Raw genomic sequence first — 14,101 nt, 5'->3', positions numbered from 1 at the left:
GTGGCAGACTATTGTCGTGGTAGTTATATGGCGTATCAGTCAGTATGCAGTTCGGATTTTGCAATGATTAGGAAAAAAAGATGACATTCCACACATGGCTAAAATCGCTGCCCCAACAGGAGCGTGCCGGGGTAACTACTTTACTGGCTTTTTGCGCTATTGTTGTGCTAATTGCTTTAGGCCTTACGGTTTTCGATATATTGCGTCAGGCGCTGTAAATTTAATCCGGCAACGGTAATTACCCGTTGCTCTGCGTGGCCGGTATCGCTATGGTAAAGCACATTTTTTTAACAACTGAGACAAAGTATGCAGAAATGGTGGAAGGTAGCGATAGTCGGTTTGATGTTGGTATCACCCTGGTGTGCAGCAGCCGAAGACGATGAATATGAGCCGGTTCGGCACATTGTTGTATTTAAGTACAAAGAAGGCAGCTCGCCCGCCCAGATCCAGCAGGTAACGGATGCATTCAGAGCGCTGAAGGATAAGATCCCCGGCATTCTGAATTTTGAATACGGCATTAATAACAGCCCGGAAAACCTTGATCAGGGTTTTACACACATTTACCAGATGACCTTTAAAAATGCCGAAGCGCGGGATAAATACTTACCACACCCACAGCACAGTAAATTTGGTGAGTTATTGGGCGAGCTAGAAATCCTCGACGGTGTGTTTGTGGTGGATTACGCCATTAAGCCCTGAGCGGGCGCGGACTAAGTTGATTGTATTACCCTGACTTCTTCACTAAAGTAAGGTCATATAGCCTGCAGGTTTAGGGTAGTCAGGGTGATTAAAAAAGCGATATTTTGTGGTGCGTTATGGTTAATGTGTTCTGCGCAGAGCGCATTAGCCGCTTATTCTTCTATTGTTGAGGCAACCGGCGAAAGCTGCGAGGCCGAAGGGGGAGATGCCCAGCGCCTGCAACTGGCACTTACCGATGCCCGGCGCAATGCCGCTGAAGCGTTGCAAACCTCGGTAGACAGCTACAGCAAGATGAACAATTATGTGGTGGTAGAGGACCTGATTGAGTCTTATTCCAATGCCTCGGTAGAAACCCTTGATGTCTTGTCAAGGCGGCTGCAAGACGGCTGTTTAACGGTAACCATTCGCGCTGAGGTCACGCCGCAGAAAAATATCGATCAGCAATTTGTCAGTGAAGAGCTGCTTGCCGACCCGACCATTCCTCTTACCGTCAAGTTATGGCTGAGCAAAGCGCAATATACCCTGGGCGAGCAGGTTAGCATTTACCTGAAGGCCAATAAACCGTTCTTTGGACGCCTGGTGTATACCATGAACGATGGCACCCAGGTACAATTACTGCCCAACCCATACCGCAGTGAAAACCATTTTCAGGGCCAGGTGCTGTACACCGTGCCCGACGCCAAAGACAGCTTTCTGCTAGAAGTCACGCCGCCTGTTGGCGTAGAACAGCTCACTTTGTATGCCAGTACGCACCCTTTAGGCGAATTACAAAAATCGCCGGTATCAGGTATGTATCTTATTAATAACTCGCAAACGTCCTCTGATGTGCGCAATCGCACACGGGGCATCAAAATTAAAGCGGTTAATCCGCCAACTGCTAAAACCGCAGCGCCTCAGACCCCGCCAGAAGTTGCTGAGTTTGCCGAAGTGTCTGCCGATGTGGTGATCACCCGGTAAGAGGTAAATTTTGCGAATGGGCTGAGTATAAGTTAAATCATTACTCCCGAGGCACAGAGCTGTATCCCGGTTAGCTCAGGTGGGTTAAACCATAGGTCACAAACCCAAACACGACTACACCGATAAACACCGGCTTACCAAGCGTGCGGCTGCGATACCAACTGAGCAGCGTGGTGGCACAACCAGCCAGCGTGGCGATAACGCCCACCCAATCCTGACGAACCGGTACCAGGGATACGCCAAACATGGCGGCAATCATTAGCGGCCCGAGCAGTCCCAGCCAGGTTGGCAGAGTATTGGCCGTGTCATTTTGCTGGCGGGCCAGATGCCTGCGGGTCCACACCAGCGGCAAGGCTCGAATCAGAAAGGTGCCGGCAGCACACAGCAATATAACCAGCCAACGATTAGTGTCCATGCTCAGCTCCGGTTTTTTGGTTAAGTGCCATTAGCGCATAATAAGCCAGCGCACCGGCGGCGGCTGCCACCGGAATGGCGGCATTAGTAAACTGCAGCACTGCCAGCAATAAGGCCGTGGCAATGGTGATCCCAAGCACAATAAACCACAGGGGCGAAGTAAAGCGCGGCGCAATAAGTACCAGAAAGAGCGCCGGCAGGGCAAAGGGCATAACCTCGCCAAGCAGTGGCCACTGTTGAGTCAGGCTGGCACCGGCTACCGCACCTAACGTAGTGCCCAGCACCCAGCTTGCCCAGGCCAGCAAGGCTGCGCCGCAATACCAGCCCAGGCGGGTAGCCATGGGCAGCTGGGGTAAACGGTTATGCGCCAGGGCAAACACCTGATCGGTAAGCCCGTGCATCAACGCTAACCAGCGTCGCCCGGGTGGTAGCAGTGGTGTTAAATTAGGAGCATATACCACGTGACGGGCATTAATTAGTAGCGTCATTACCACTACCAGCCATAACGATGCGCCACTGGCCAGCATCGCGACCATCAGAAACTGCGAAGCGCCGGCATAAATCAACGCCGAAATCGCAGTGGCTTCCCATACGCTGAAATTAGCCTGAGTAGCAATGAGACCAAAAGAGATTGCCACGGGAATATAGCCGCCCAGTAATGGCATGGCATCGCGCATGCCTTGCAGCCAGGGCGACAATGAAGAAGCGCTGGGGCGATTATTCATGTTGGTTGGCCTGATGATAAATGATGGTAATTAAAAACGTGGCGCCGTGCTCTCCGGTGGCATACAGGTGGTGTTGGTCGGCAACAAAAGTAAAGGTTTGCCCGGCGCTTAGTTGCTTGAGGTTTTCTGTGGTACCCACTTCCAGTTTGCCGCTTATCAATGTAATGGACTCGGTGGTGCCTGCAGTGTGGGGCTCTGCGTGGCGTGTGGTATGCGGGGCTACCGACATCCAGTAGGCATCTACCTTTGGATTATCCTGACCCTGATCAATGAGCCTGACCTCCATGCCGGTTTCACCAAAGGTGCTGTTAACCGGTGCCACCAGTGCGCTAAAAGGCATATTTAACTGCACTGCCAATCGCCAGATGGTGTCGAGAGTCGGATTACCGTTACCTTGTTCCAGCCGCGACAGGTTAGACTTGGCAATGCCTGCATCGGCAGCCAACTGAGATAACGACAGCCCTCGTTCAAGACGAAGTTGCTGAAGGTGCTGGCCAAGGGTAATCAGTGATGCTTTATCCATACTTTGCATTAGCAGTAAAGTTGTTCGATATATCGAACGTTCTATAAAAGGAACGCTCGTTTGTCAAGTTATACCTGCTCAACGTTTCATGTTGCACGGCAGAATGAAAGTATTGAGACGAAACTGAATAAACCGCCCGGGCATTAAGGTTGCTATTCGCTGCGCTGCGTAGGATGATTGCCGGCATGCTAATTTATCTGTTAAATCATTTATGCTAAAAATTTGGGTTGATGCCGATGCCTGCCCGGTGGTCATTAAAGAAATTATTTTTCGGGCGGCTAATCGCACCAAAACCGAAGTCACGCTGATTGCCAATCAGTACATTCGTACGCCGCCATCAAAGTTTATCAACAGTATTCAGGTGCCTAAGGGCTTTGATGTGGCCGACAATGAAATTGTCCAGCGCTGCAATGAAAATGATCTGGTGATCACCAGTGATATTCCGCTGGCCGATGAAGTTATCGCCAAAGGCGCTCAGGCGCTCAGCCCCCGGGGGGAACTGTTTACCCGCGAAAATATAAAATCACGGCTTAATATCCGCGACTTTATGGATACCCTGCGCAGCAGCGGTGTGCAAACCGGTGGGCCGCCGGCGTTGGGAGCCAGTGAAAAACAGGCGTTTGGCAATGAACTGGATAAGTGGCTGGTTTTCAGGCAGCGCCAGAGTTAATCCGCTAAACCAAGAAGGAATTCCCCGTGTCTATGCCGGTTAAAAAATGGTTACGCCAATATGCCGTTGCGTTGCCTGTGCTCACAGGCATTTTTACCCTGTCGCAATACATTAAGGGTTATACCCTGAAACACTCACTGAGCTTTGCGCTGTTCTGGGCCCTGATTAGCCTGGGTATCTTTGCAGCTACGCGGGCGTGGAATTTTCATCGTAATCAGTACTGCGCACTGTGTAATGATTTACCGGAAAAGAACAATGATAATCAACCCCGATAAACTCTCTCTGGTAACGCCGGGTATGGCCTGGCAAGCTTCTTATAATCGATATATAGATGAGTTGGGGGAGGAAGAGCGCTATCCTTTCCCGATGGATTTTGACCATCGTGACTTTGCGGCGATGCTGCAAAAAATTGCTGATTTCGCTGCCGGTGTGAACCTGCCGGATGGCTATGTGGCAAGTACCACGCTGTGGTTGGTTAGCGGGGATGAACTGCTGGCAGTGGCCAATATTCGGCATACCCTTAACGATAATTTACGTTATGCCGGCGGGCATATTGGCCTTGGCGTTCGCCCGTCTGCCCGTGGCCAGTCGCTGGGTAATTATCTGATGCAGCAATCTATCAACTTTGCCCGCCAGTTGGGAATTGGTGATGTGCATATTCATTGTTATAAAAATAACCGTGCCTCGCGACGGACGATAGAACACTGTGGCGGCGAGCTGGAAAGTGAAGTCGCAATAGAGGATGGCACAGTGGTATGGCGCTACGTGGTTAAAAAAAAGTCGGCGGCATAAAAAAGGCCGCTGAGTGAAGCGGCCAAAGTTGGGAAGAGGAAAATTTTAGCGGGATGGGTTGGTATCATCCGGGCGTTCTCCACGCTCGCCCTTGTGATGCCCTTTACGGAAGTGTTTATCACCACCGCGGTCTTTGCGGTGCTTCATCATGGCCTGCAGCATGGTGGTTTTCTGTTCTTCGGTAAAGACCTCCCAGAACTCGGCGCGCAGAGCCTGCTGACGCTCTTTGAGGCTTTTCAGCTCTGCTTGCTGGGCCTCGGTAAGGTCAAGCTTATCGGCCAGCCTCTCCATCATTGGCGGCAGTAGCGGCATTTCGCGTTCTGCCTGTGACTGGTTGCTGTTAGCGGCGATAGCCATGCCGCTGATGCCGGTGCCAACAATCATCGCGGCACAGGTAATAATGCAGAGTTTTTTCATTAAACGTTTCATCAGGTTCTCCTGGTTATTTGGCTTCCCCGTATGAGGACGGTTTTAATAGTATCTGGTTAAAAGTCAGGTAACGTTAAGATATGCAAATGTGCTGTGAACATGTGAAAAGTCAGGCATTATTGGCCTTAAGCAATAGAGGTAGACAGTAGAAAGATGACCCTATTATTAATTGAAGATGACGCCGGCCTGGCGGAGCTGCTGACCGAATTTCTTGGTATGTCCGGCTACGAAGTGCTGCATTTCTCAGACGGTGAGTCGGGCCTTAACGCCGCTTTGCATTACGATAATATCGAATTAATTTTGCTGGACGTTATGCTGCCCAAACTGAATGGTCTGGATGTGCTTAAAGTGCTGCGCCAGAATAGTGAGGTACCGGTACTGATGCTGACCGCCCGTGGCGACGATCTGGACAAAGTGCTGGGCCTTGAGCTTGGCGCCGACGATTACCTTGCCAAGCCGTTTAACGATCGTGAGTTACTGGCACGGATCCGGGCCATTATGCGCCGCACCAAAGACCGCAGTGACGAGCCCGAAAATAATGGCGCCGGCTCGCGGACAAAACGCATCGAGCTGGGCGATTTGCAGCTTGATTTACAGCGGATGGAAGCGCGCTGTAAAAAACAGTTGTTGGAACTTACCGGCAGCGAGTTTGCGCTGCTTAAGCAGCTTTCCAATGCGCCCGGCGAACTGATCAGTAAAGATGATTTGTCGGAGCAATGCCTTGGCCGGCGACTACAGGCCTTCGACCGTAGTATCGATACTCATATCAGTAATTTACGTAAAAAGCTCAGCGCGGCTGACTCTGCTTGTGAAATAAAAAGTCAGCGCGGCAGGGGCTACGGGATCTTCAGCGGATGATAAGCCCCATTCGTAGTTTTAATGTCAAAGTGCTCGGCTGGTTCTGGCTGACGCTATTAGTGTCGGTACTGTCGATTGCCATTCCGGCCGTGCTGATCCAACAGTTTTCCGACGAAAATCACCTGCAGGGTAAAGATCGTGATCTACTCAATGCTGTGGTTAGCCATGTGGATACGCTGATTGCTAACAGTAACGGAGACTATCGACGTCTGGGCCGAAGGCTTAACAATTCTGATCGGCGCATGCCCTTTGAGTGGTTTGTGATTAATAACGAGCTCGAGATTGTCCTGAGCAGTGCCCCGTTGCGAAAATCACTGCGAGAGCGCTTTGAAAACCCGCGATTCTGGTACTTTCTGCAAAGTGATCACCTGCGCGATATTAACCTGGAATGGACTCGCTTACTTGGCCCGGGTGTGCTGCCATCGCGGCCCGATCTCAAACTCATCCTGTGGCGACCGGAACGGCCCCGGCCAATGGAGATTTTTCGGACTATGCCATGGTGGAGCATTATTGGCATTTTTCTGCTCGTTACCAGTGTGATGAGCTTATTGCTGGTGCGTTCGATTGCGCAACCGCTTAACCGTCTCGGCAGTGCGTTTAACGCAGTAGGGCGGGGACAGCTCTCGCACAAAATCGAGGTGGATAACCCGGCGAGTGATGATAAACGTTTTGCGTCCAATGCGCAGTTTGCCCGTCTGTTTGAACAGTTTAATGATATGACCGCGCGGATTGCCGCTCTTATCCAGAATCAGAAACGCCAGAGTGCCGATATTTCCCATGAGCTGCGCACGCCTTTAACCCGGCTGCAAATGACACTGGCACTGGTTCGCAAAAAATCTGATGACGCCACCATTTTGCCTCTGCTGGAGCGGGCTGAGAGAGAGAGCGAGCTGCTGAATTTGCATATCCAGCGTCTGAGTGACCTGACCACCATGGAAGCCCATGCTATTCAACAGGGTCGTCAGCTTCTCACTACAGAAGCACTACTGGATGAGCTGTGTGAAGATGCTGCTTTTGAAGCCAAAGGGATGAATATCGCCTGGCAACATTCGTTATGCAGTGCCACCTTAAACATTTATGAGGAGCCTTTCGTTACGGCTATCGAAAATGTGGTGCGCAATGCCTTTAAATATGCCAGTTCATCGGTGTCACTGCGTTGTGAATGCGAGCAGGAGTGGTTTAAGGTCATCATTTGCGATGATGGTCCCGGTGTGGCCCCGCCAGAGCTTGAGCGACTGACCAAAGCGTTTTATCGTACTGACAGCGCGCGCAATTCTGATACCGGCGGATTAGGCCTGGGGCTTGCCATAACGGCCGAAGCCATGCGCCTTAACGAGGGTGAAATAAGTTTTGCTCTGGAGCCGGCTGGTGGTTTATGTGTCACGCTTACGTTTCGCGTTGCCGCTCAGGCAACACGAAACTAGCCAGGTGTTACTTGCCGTCGATATAGAATTTATCGTGGAAAGTGTAAGCCAGACCCGGAAAGTAAATGATCAGAATGGTCATGGTCATGCCGTTTAACATGCCTTCCGGAAACAGCAGCAACGGAATAAGAATAAGGTAGTTATCTTTCACCACCGACCAGCTATAAACCCCGTCCAGCACGTAGTAGCCGCTCATTAAGGCAATTTTGAGTGCGATGGCCAGTGCACCGGGAATGAAGGCGCACAGAAACACGTAAATAAACAGGTTTCTGGGTAGCTTGTGAAACGCCAGCATAAACAACATGTAGCTAAAGGCGACGGGGGCCGCAATGCCAAGCATGCCGTTAATGCCGAACATCGCCCAGCTTTCCTTACCAATGGCAGTAGCACCCAGCAGGGCGATGGTGGCAGCTATCATGGCGTAACGGAAGCCGAGAATTAGCGCGAGTGCTACTAACCACATGAAATGCACACTGGGGCTCGGGTCGCCGGGCACACTGGCGCGAAAAATCCATAAAAAGAACACGGCGGCTGCGCAGCCAAACAGCATATGCTGCTTTTGTTTAGAGGCAACAAACTCGGGCCAGTGAATGTTGCGGACAATAAAGCCCAGCAACACCACAAATAAACACAGCCCGACCAGTTGTAATGTGGTCATGGTTTATCCTTTGTAGGTGGCCCAGATGGGGGCATGATCAGAAGGCTTTTCGATACCGCGAAGTTCGTAGTCGATACCGGTTTCCTGCAACGTATTATGCATACTCTGAGTGGCCAGGATCAGATCGATTCTGAGGCCGCGATTATCGTTAAAGCCTTTGGAGCGGTAATCAAACCAGCTGAACTGATCAGTACAGTCCGGATGCTGACTGCGGAAACTGTCGTGTAAGCCCCAATCGAGTAACGTATTGAGCCATTCCCGTTCCTCTGGCAAAAAGCTGCACTTACCGGTGCGTAACCAGCGTTTGCGGTTGTCTTCGCCAATGCCAATATCACTGTCGGTGTGGGAAATATTCATATCGCCCATGATCACCAGATTGTCCTCAGGGGTATGTTCGCTGGTGATATAGTGCATCAGGTCGGCATAGAACTTTTCTTTGGCCGGGAATTTGGTTTCATGACTGCGGTTTTCACCTTGTGGGAAATAGCCGTTGAGCAGGGTAACCGGCTCGCCCTGGTCGTTTTCAACCGTGACCATTATCATGCGCCGCTGGGCATCTTCAGCGTCGGTGGGAAAGCCGTATTGCACCTTGGTTGGCGTTTGCTTAGTCATAAATGCCACGCCGTAGTGGCCTTTCTGACCATGAAAATACACGTTGTAACCCAGTGCTTCTATATCGGCGACCGGAAACTGGGGATTATCGACTTTGATTTCCTGTAACCCCACCACATCCGGCTGGTGCTTTTCGATAAGGGCGGTTAACTGATGAATGCGGGCACGGATGCCGTTTATATTAAAAGAAATGACTTTCATTGAATCCACGGGTAGATAAATCTTCGATGCCGGGCATAGTACCAGAAAGCCAGGCTGAGCTTAACCGCCGGTTACGCGCGGGCTTACAAATTGTCAGAAACAGGTATAATCGGCGAAAATAATTAACTGAGTCACATTATGACAGCACAAACAGAGCTGGAAAGTCAGCTTCCGGCCCGTGAGCGGGGAGAGTTATTGGTTGAGCGGGTACTGGAAACCCAAACTATCTGGGGGCTGATGGGGGCCGATGGCTGGGTAATGGTCGACAGTGATACCCAAACCTGTCTGCCGGTTTGGCCCGATGAGGCCAGTGTGGCGTTCTGGCAGCGTAAGGACTTACCCGACAGTAAGCCTCAGGCTATAGCGCTGGATGAGTTTACCGGGACCTGGTTGCCGGGCCTGAAAAAAAATCAGATTGGTCTGGTGTTATTTCCCTCAGGCAATCTGCGCGAGGGCATTGTTACGTCGGCCGACGAATTACTGTTACAACTGACTGATGACGACGAATAGCATCAACCTTGCCGCGCAGCTGGCACAGGCGAAGGGGTGGGATAATCTGTTACGGCAACTCATGCTGGCTGGCAAGGCGCTGTATCCGCTGAACGCTGAGGCTCGCAACGAGCACAGCGAAGTGCAGGGGTGTCAGAGCCAGGTGTGGTTGCAGCTCACTGTGGATGATAACCACCACGTAGCAATGCTGGCTTGGTCAGACAGTAAAATAATCCGTGGCGTACTGGCGGTGATCCAGGAAAAAGTCAATCAGCTTTCGCCTGAGCAAATTGCTGCCTTCGATTTTGATGACTGGTTTGCGTCGATACAGCTCGAACGTTATCTGAGCCAGTCCCGGGCGAGTGGTATTGCTGAAGTGATCAGGCAGATACGGCACCAATCTGCAGTAAGTAACTGATCAAATTTGCGCTGCCTCGCCGGGCAGGGTTAAAAACGTTTCATCAATACAGTCCATGGCGGGGTTGTCCATGTCGCAGCGAAAAGGCAGCAGAGACGACATCAGACTCACCTGAGCGGGGTTGTCCTGATAACTGTGCCAGCAGGCGTGAGTATACAACATGCCCTGCCAAAGGTATGGCAGGTCTTGCGTTTGGTTAAGAAACTGGCCAATGTGACTGACAAAATCGTTACCGCTGTGCTGAGAGATTCGTTTAAGCACTTGCACACCTTCGTTTTTGTCGTCGGGGACACCCTGTTCGCGGCCTTGGGCCACTGTAGCCGTGGCCTGACCGAGCCCCTGGCATAGCGCCATCATATTTTGTGGTGCCAAACGCGATTGTGCACTGGCAGTATGGTTGAAAGTGAGCAAAAACATGCTCAGGCCAAGTGTAAGGTAATGCCTCATTCGACTGTCCTGTTGGTAACCCGTACAAGTGTATACGTGGTTATCCGCAAAACTGATTAGCGGTTTTTCGCTTCTATCCACTGACTCATAAACTGTGAGGCACGCAGGCTGTGGTGCCATATCAGGCTATGCAGAAATAAGCTTTGACGAAATGCCGGTAAATCGTTACGGGCAACCGCAATTTTCTCAAATAAGGCGGCTTGCGCCTGGTGCTGGGCGTTCTGATAGGCAGCAGTGATGGTTTTAGCCTGTTGACTCGCTTGTTGCCACTGCGCTTCTTCGCGATAAAGTTGGCAGGCAGCATCGATATACGCCGCTGGCGGCGTTAGGCTGACCACCTTTCCGGGCCATTCTCCAGCACTGGCAATGCCCTCAGCACCAACCTCTGTGGTAACACTGGGGGTGGCGTATTGCATGGCCGTTAACAGTTTACCTTTGATCCCGGCGCCAAAGCGAAGTGGTGCCAGGCAAACCCGGGCGCTGGCCATTGCTTTGCCGATGTCGTTTACCCAACCCTTTACAACAAAGCCTTGTTTCGCATTATGGAGCTGGGTGGCTTTTTTCGGTGGATAAGCCCCGTAAATGTGTAGTTCAGCATCGGGTAACCGGGCCCGGATGGCCGGCCATAATTGCTTTAACTGCAAGACCGCATCCCAGTTTGGCGCGTGTCGAAAATTACCCACGGTGATAAAGTGCTGGCGCGTCGGGTAATCGGGTAGCTCAGGCGGGGAAGTCAGTGGTTGCTGGAGCGGAAATAGCTGTAACTGTTTATCTGGTACCCGATAATAATCGGTGAGCAGGCGGTATTCTGCCGATGAAATAATGAGGCTGATATCGCTGCGCAAAATGGCGGCTATCTCGCGCTGTGAAAAGGCATTGTTTAATTTTGCGTCGTTGGGTGGTCCTCCTTGCTTAACCGCTTCATGGCGGGCATGACGCAGACTGTGTAAATCCTCGGTATTGAGCATATGCAGCGCATCGGGGCAATGCTGTTTAACCCGCGCTGAAAACTGCTCTTCGGTCATAAAACGGTCGAAGATGACGATGGCGGGGTTAAGCTTTGCAATGAAAGTGTCGAAGGAGGCGTCATTAAGACTTATTGTGTGCAGCGTACACGCGAGAAGCAGGTCGTTGTCCCTATGCAGGCTTTCGGCCGCCGCGCTGGCAAAATGGATGCCGAAGTCCCGAGCGGCAAACAGTTTAATTAACGCAGCCATATTCTGCCCGGCCGCGGAAGATTTTGACTCCGGCCATACCGCGCCAATTATCAACACCTTTTCTGTCATATCAGGCTCAACGCTCAAAACCGCAAATATACCATGGCTTGTGCTTTGCACACGAGTAAAGTCGGGTAACATGAGCGTATCTTTCACCGTGCGGATAACTTTTATGGCGCAATATCAGCATGTCATTGTGGGTAGTGGCTTAATTGGCAGCTTTGTGGGCGGTATTATTGGCCAATCTGCCCGGGTGAGCTTTATTGGGCGCCCAAACTGGCTGGGGCGTCTGGCTGAGGGCATAAGCCTGACCGACTATGCCGGTAACAAAGCAGAGTATAAAGCAAACGCAGGGCAGTGCCTGAAAGAGTTACCGGCGAAAATCGAGCGTAGCATTATCTGGCTGACAGTTAAAAATACGGCATTAGAAGAAATGCTGGCGCGTTTACAGCCGGTGATCGCGCCGGATTGTATCATAGTGTGTTGTCAGAACGGGCTTGGCGCAACAGCGCTTACCCGAAAGTACTTACCAGGTATTCGCGTTTTACATGGCATTGTGGGCTGTAACGTGGTTTGGGATGAATCACTGAAGCAGTTGCAAAAGAGCACGGAAGGGGAGTTTTACCTGGAGCAGCCAGAGGATTTGGCGCCAGAGGTAACCAGAGCACTGTGCGCGGTGCAGCATAAACTTCTGATGCTCCACTGGCACAAGGGGATTGAAGCCGTCGCCTGGGCTAAGTTGCAGCTCAATCTGGCAAACAGTATCAATGCTATTGTGAATCAGCCGGTCAGAACCATGCTGCTCGACAGAGCTTGCCGGCAGGTGATTGCAGCGCTGATGGATGAACTGTTGGCGGTGACTGCCGCCTGCAACATCAGGCTCCCCCGGCTTACCCGGGTACCAGCCCGCTATTTACCCGCCGTTTTGCGTTTACCTGACTGGCTGTTTAAGCGTCTGGCCAGCGCTATGTTGCATATAGAACCTACTGCGCGTTCTTCTATGTGGTGGGATTTGCAGGCCGGCCGGGTAACCGAAATAGATTATCTTAACGGCGCAGTGGCAGAGCAGGGGGCCCTAAGCGGAGTAGCCTGTCCGATAAATAAAAGCGTGGCGGACCTGGTGAAATCCCTGGAAACCTCGGCACTAGTCGCAGCGCGACGCCCTTTGGACGGGAATACTTTGAAATTTAAGCTACACTTGGAATAATGACGCCAATTTAGTGGCAGTGCCAGCAGAGATGCGCTATACCATTAGTGCAGAGAATGGATATTGTTGTGAATAAGTATTGAAAAGGATTGCTTTCGCAGCAGAGGCTTTAATATGAAAAATGTGTCTGAAATTGCTTCACAAGCTACCGAGATTTTCGTGTTACCTGAAGCAGTGACTCGTCTGAAAGCGTGCATGGATGATAGCGCTGCCAGCATGGATGATATTGGCGAAATTATCGCCTTCGACCCGGCACTGACCGGCCAGCTGCTAAAAGTGGCTAACAGTGCGTTGTATAAATTTCCCAACCGTATCGACACTATCACCAAGGCATTGCAGGTGATAGGTACCCGTGCCGCCTATGATTTGGCGTTAGCCTACGGTATTTCCCACGCGTTTCGTAATGTCGAAGCCAAAATTATCGACCTGGATCGGTTCTGGGAACAGAGCGTTAGCTGCGGTTTGCTGGCTAAATACATTGCCGAGCAAAAGAAACACAAAGAGTCAGAGCGGTTGTTTGTGTCAGGGTTGCTGCATAATATTGGTGAGCTGGCGATGGTTTCAATGTTTCCCAAAGAGGCGCAGCGCTGCACCGCATTTAATGCCCGGGTGAAACCGGCGGAGTTGCAACAGGCTATCTGTGGCTTTACCTATTCGGCGCTGTCGGCTGAAATTATAAAAAACTGGGGAATTCCCGAGGCCATCAGCAATCCTTTGGTGCAAATTCATAATACTGATACACCGGCGACCGATCTGGATGTTCAGATCCTGCAGTTGTCCTATGTACTGGCACTGGACAATGTAAACACCGAGGTTTATCCAAGCTATAACAATCTGCTGCCCCATTTACATGAAACCCTGGGCCTGGCTCACGAGGATCTGGAAGACGCGCTGGACATTACTAATCTCCAGTGTCTCAGTGTGATGAGCTTATTTAACCCAAGTGCCTTCATGCTTTACTGAAACACGTATTGTCTTATGCGCTGGTAGTCAATTCATTGTTCTGAATAAATGATTGCGCTTACATAAAAACGACCGGAAACGCCGCTATTGTGCCTGATCCTGCTGTATTTAACCATTGTTCAATTGTTAAACAAATGATTTGCCAGTTGTCCGTTTTTCCTTACACCCAAGCATAAAACGGCAGGCGGTGTGTGCGTTTACTGCTTTAAAAACCACGCTCCAATTCGCTTTCACTCCGGTAGGTAGTTGAGTATGATCAATGCAAATCAATGTAATTAAAGAAGATTTTATGATAAGGGCATAAACGTGGCTCAACGAACCAGCCGCGCTGGTGACACAAACGAAAAATCACAATCGTGATGCACTTTATAGTAAAAAAATTGTTAATTTGAATTTAC

Annotated in this window: 20 protein-coding genes; 12 read left to right on the top strand and 8 right to left on the bottom strand. The window is 50.9% G+C overall.

What is annotated here, in order from left to right:
* Positions 1-80 precede the first annotated feature (80 nt).
* From C6Y40_RS24830 to C6Y40_RS18570, 3 genes are all read left to right on the top strand, one after another.
* Positions 81-218 (top strand): hypothetical protein, encoded by a 138-nt coding sequence (locus C6Y40_RS24830; protein ID WP_170308533.1) that lies wholly within the window; start codon positions 81-83, stop codon positions 216-218.
* Between the two features lie 88 nt (positions 219-306).
* Complete coding sequence (locus tag C6Y40_RS18575) at positions 307-699, top strand: Dabb family protein (RefSeq protein ID WP_105935896.1); 393 nt, start codon at positions 307-309, stop codon at positions 697-699.
* An 84-nt stretch (positions 700-783) separates the two neighbouring features.
* The gene (locus C6Y40_RS18570; RefSeq protein WP_105935895.1) at positions 784-1,656 is read left to right on the top strand and encodes a flagellar assembly protein T N-terminal domain-containing protein; all 873 of its coding nucleotides are present in this window, start codon (positions 784-786) and stop codon (positions 1,654-1,656) included.
* Between the two features lie 70 nt (positions 1,657-1,726).
* Here the strand turns inward: C6Y40_RS18570 and C6Y40_RS18565 are convergent, their stop codons facing one another.
* From C6Y40_RS18565 to C6Y40_RS18555, 3 genes are read right to left on the bottom strand one after another with little or no spacing between them, the layout of a single operon-like run.
* Entirely contained in the window at positions 1,727-2,071 is a 345-nt protein-coding gene (locus C6Y40_RS18565) for an AzlD domain-containing protein (RefSeq protein ID WP_105935894.1), read from the bottom strand.
* Complete coding sequence (locus tag C6Y40_RS18560; RefSeq protein ID WP_105935893.1) at positions 2,061-2,795, bottom strand: AzlC family ABC transporter permease; 735 nt, start codon at positions 2,793-2,795, stop codon at positions 2,061-2,063. Before C6Y40_RS18560 ends, C6Y40_RS18565 begins: the two co-directional genes overlap by 11 nt.
* Positions 2,788-3,318, bottom strand: a complete 531-nt coding sequence (locus C6Y40_RS18555) for a helix-turn-helix domain-containing protein (RefSeq protein ID WP_105935892.1) — start codon at positions 3,316-3,318, stop codon at positions 2,788-2,790. Before C6Y40_RS18555 ends, C6Y40_RS18560 begins: the two co-directional genes overlap by 8 nt.
* Before the next feature lie 211 nt (positions 3,319-3,529).
* Here C6Y40_RS18555 and C6Y40_RS18550 point away from each other — a divergent pair, with 211 nt between their 5' ends.
* Genes C6Y40_RS18550 through C6Y40_RS18540 form a run of 3 tightly spaced genes read left to right on the top strand, consistent with a single transcriptional unit; the run spans position 3,530 to position 4,780 of the window.
* The gene (locus C6Y40_RS18550; protein ID WP_105935891.1) at positions 3,530-3,988 is read left to right on the top strand and encodes a YaiI/YqxD family protein; all 459 of its coding nucleotides are present in this window, start codon (positions 3,530-3,532) and stop codon (positions 3,986-3,988) included.
* A gap of 32 nt (positions 3,989-4,020) precedes the next feature.
* On the top strand, positions 4,021-4,263 hold the full coding sequence (locus C6Y40_RS18545; protein ID WP_105935890.1) for a hypothetical protein: 243 nt from the start codon (positions 4,021-4,023) through the stop codon (positions 4,261-4,263).
* Entirely contained in the window at positions 4,244-4,780 is a 537-nt protein-coding gene (locus C6Y40_RS18540; RefSeq protein WP_170308532.1) for a GNAT family N-acetyltransferase, read from the top strand. The genes C6Y40_RS18545 and C6Y40_RS18540 overlap by 20 nt, the downstream gene beginning before the upstream one ends.
* A gap of 45 nt (positions 4,781-4,825) precedes the next feature.
* Here the strand turns inward: C6Y40_RS18540 and C6Y40_RS18535 are convergent, their stop codons facing one another.
* Complete coding sequence (locus C6Y40_RS18535) at positions 4,826-5,209, bottom strand: hypothetical protein (protein WP_105935888.1); 384 nt, start codon at positions 5,207-5,209, stop codon at positions 4,826-4,828.
* Between the two features lie 153 nt (positions 5,210-5,362).
* Between C6Y40_RS18535 and C6Y40_RS18530 the strand changes: the two genes are divergently transcribed.
* Both C6Y40_RS18530 and C6Y40_RS18525 read left to right on the top strand, forming a co-directional pair.
* The gene (locus C6Y40_RS18530) at positions 5,363-6,067 is read left to right on the top strand and encodes a response regulator (protein WP_105935887.1); all 705 of its coding nucleotides are present in this window, start codon (positions 5,363-5,365) and stop codon (positions 6,065-6,067) included.
* Entirely contained in the window at positions 6,064-7,491 is a 1,428-nt protein-coding gene (locus tag C6Y40_RS18525) for an ATP-binding protein (RefSeq protein ID WP_105935886.1), read from the top strand. The genes C6Y40_RS18530 and C6Y40_RS18525 overlap by 4 nt, the downstream gene beginning before the upstream one ends.
* Positions 7,492-7,498: 7 nt before the next feature.
* On the opposite strand, the gene C6Y40_RS18520 is transcribed toward C6Y40_RS18525, so the two are convergent.
* The gene (locus C6Y40_RS18520; RefSeq protein WP_105935885.1) at positions 7,499-8,149 is read right to left on the bottom strand and encodes an energy-coupling factor ABC transporter permease; all 651 of its coding nucleotides are present in this window, start codon (positions 8,147-8,149) and stop codon (positions 7,499-7,501) included.
* A gap of 3 nt (positions 8,150-8,152) precedes the next feature.
* Complete coding sequence (gene xthA, locus C6Y40_RS18515) at positions 8,153-8,962, bottom strand: exodeoxyribonuclease III (protein ID WP_105935884.1); 810 nt, start codon at positions 8,960-8,962, stop codon at positions 8,153-8,155.
* A gap of 138 nt (positions 8,963-9,100) precedes the next feature.
* Between xthA and C6Y40_RS18510 the strand changes: the two genes are divergently transcribed.
* Both C6Y40_RS18510 and C6Y40_RS18505 read left to right on the top strand, forming a co-directional pair.
* Entirely contained in the window at positions 9,101-9,472 is a 372-nt protein-coding gene (locus tag C6Y40_RS18510) for a DUF2750 domain-containing protein (protein ID WP_105935883.1), read from the top strand.
* Entirely contained in the window at positions 9,459-9,869 is a 411-nt protein-coding gene (locus tag C6Y40_RS18505; protein ID WP_105935882.1) for a SufE family protein, read from the top strand. Before C6Y40_RS18510 ends, C6Y40_RS18505 begins: the two co-directional genes overlap by 14 nt.
* Here the strand turns inward: C6Y40_RS18505 and C6Y40_RS18500 are convergent, their stop codons facing one another.
* Together C6Y40_RS18500 and C6Y40_RS18495 are read right to left on the bottom strand one after the other, a co-directional pair.
* Positions 9,870-10,316: a hypothetical protein gene (locus tag C6Y40_RS18500; RefSeq protein ID WP_105935881.1), complete on the bottom strand. Its 447-nt coding sequence runs from the start codon at positions 10,314-10,316 to the stop codon at positions 9,870-9,872.
* A 56-nt stretch (positions 10,317-10,372) separates the two neighbouring features.
* A complete protein-coding gene (locus C6Y40_RS18495; protein ID WP_240622014.1) occupies positions 10,373-11,602 on the bottom strand; it encodes a glycosyltransferase in 1,230 nt (409 codons plus the stop codon).
* Positions 11,603-11,672: 70 nt separating this feature from the next.
* Between C6Y40_RS18495 and C6Y40_RS18490 the strand changes: the two genes are divergently transcribed.
* Positions 11,673-12,740, top strand: a complete 1,068-nt coding sequence (locus C6Y40_RS18490) for a 2-dehydropantoate 2-reductase (RefSeq protein WP_105935880.1) — start codon at positions 11,673-11,675, stop codon at positions 12,738-12,740.
* Positions 12,741-12,854: 114 nt separating this feature from the next.
* Positions 12,855-13,703 (top strand): HDOD domain-containing protein, encoded by an 849-nt coding sequence (locus C6Y40_RS18485; RefSeq protein ID WP_105935879.1) that lies wholly within the window; start codon positions 12,855-12,857, stop codon positions 13,701-13,703.
* Positions 13,704-14,101: the final 398 nt, after the last annotated feature.

Origin of the sequence: Marisediminitalea alba (assembly GCF_002993365.1) — a bacterium.
Lineage (GTDB): Bacteria > Pseudomonadota > Gammaproteobacteria > Enterobacterales > Alteromonadaceae > Alteromonas > Alteromonas alba.
The sequence above is the reverse complement of the archived record's forward strand: the minus strand, read 5'-3'. Positions and strand labels throughout refer to the sequence as shown.

What these genes read in the sequence shown, in the direction of transcription:
- C6Y40_RS18565 (WP_105935894.1), bottom strand. Translation starts at nt 2,071, where the DNA reads ATGGACACTAATCGTTGGCTGGTTATATTGCTGTGTGCTGCCGGCACC.
- C6Y40_RS24830 (WP_170308533.1), top strand. Translation starts at nt 81, where the DNA reads ATGACATTCCACACATGGCTAAAATCGCTGCCCCAACAGGAGCGTGCC.
- C6Y40_RS18500 (WP_105935881.1), bottom strand. Translation starts at nt 10,316, where the DNA reads ATGAGGCATTACCTTACACTTGGCCTGAGCATGTTTTTGCTCACTTTC.
- xthA (WP_105935884.1), bottom strand. Translation starts at nt 8,962, where the DNA reads ATGAAAGTCATTTCTTTTAATATAAACGGCATCCGTGCCCGCATTCAT.
- C6Y40_RS18550 (WP_105935891.1), top strand. Translation starts at nt 3,530, where the DNA reads ATGCTAAAAATTTGGGTTGATGCCGATGCCTGCCCGGTGGTCATTAAA.
- C6Y40_RS18535 (WP_105935888.1), bottom strand. Translation starts at nt 5,209, where the DNA reads ATGAAACGTTTAATGAAAAAACTCTGCATTATTACCTGTGCCGCGATG.
- C6Y40_RS18545 (WP_105935890.1), top strand. Translation starts at nt 4,021, where the DNA reads ATGCCGGTTAAAAAATGGTTACGCCAATATGCCGTTGCGTTGCCTGTG.
- C6Y40_RS18555 (WP_105935892.1), bottom strand. Translation starts at nt 3,318, where the DNA reads ATGGATAAAGCATCACTGATTACCCTTGGCCAGCACCTTCAGCAACTT.
- C6Y40_RS18505 (WP_105935882.1), top strand. Translation starts at nt 9,459, where the DNA reads ATGACGACGAATAGCATCAACCTTGCCGCGCAGCTGGCACAGGCGAAG.
- C6Y40_RS18490 (WP_105935880.1), top strand. Translation starts at nt 11,673, where the DNA reads ATGAGCGTATCTTTCACCGTGCGGATAACTTTTATGGCGCAATATCAG.
- C6Y40_RS18510 (WP_105935883.1), top strand. Translation starts at nt 9,101, where the DNA reads ATGACAGCACAAACAGAGCTGGAAAGTCAGCTTCCGGCCCGTGAGCGG.
- C6Y40_RS18525 (WP_105935886.1), top strand. Translation starts at nt 6,064, where the DNA reads ATGATAAGCCCCATTCGTAGTTTTAATGTCAAAGTGCTCGGCTGGTTC.
- C6Y40_RS18485 (WP_105935879.1), top strand. Translation starts at nt 12,855, where the DNA reads ATGAAAAATGTGTCTGAAATTGCTTCACAAGCTACCGAGATTTTCGTG.
- C6Y40_RS18495 (WP_240622014.1), bottom strand. Translation starts at nt 11,602, where the DNA reads ATGACAGAAAAGGTGTTGATAATTGGCGCGGTATGGCCGGAGTCAAAA.
- C6Y40_RS18530 (WP_105935887.1), top strand. Translation starts at nt 5,363, where the DNA reads ATGACCCTATTATTAATTGAAGATGACGCCGGCCTGGCGGAGCTGCTG.
- C6Y40_RS18560 (WP_105935893.1), bottom strand. Translation starts at nt 2,795, where the DNA reads ATGAATAATCGCCCCAGCGCTTCTTCATTGTCGCCCTGGCTGCAAGGC.
- C6Y40_RS18540 (WP_170308532.1), top strand. Translation starts at nt 4,244, where the DNA reads ATGATAATCAACCCCGATAAACTCTCTCTGGTAACGCCGGGTATGGCC.
- C6Y40_RS18575 (WP_105935896.1), top strand. Translation starts at nt 307, where the DNA reads ATGCAGAAATGGTGGAAGGTAGCGATAGTCGGTTTGATGTTGGTATCA.
- C6Y40_RS18520 (WP_105935885.1), bottom strand. Translation starts at nt 8,149, where the DNA reads ATGACCACATTACAACTGGTCGGGCTGTGTTTATTTGTGGTGTTGCTG.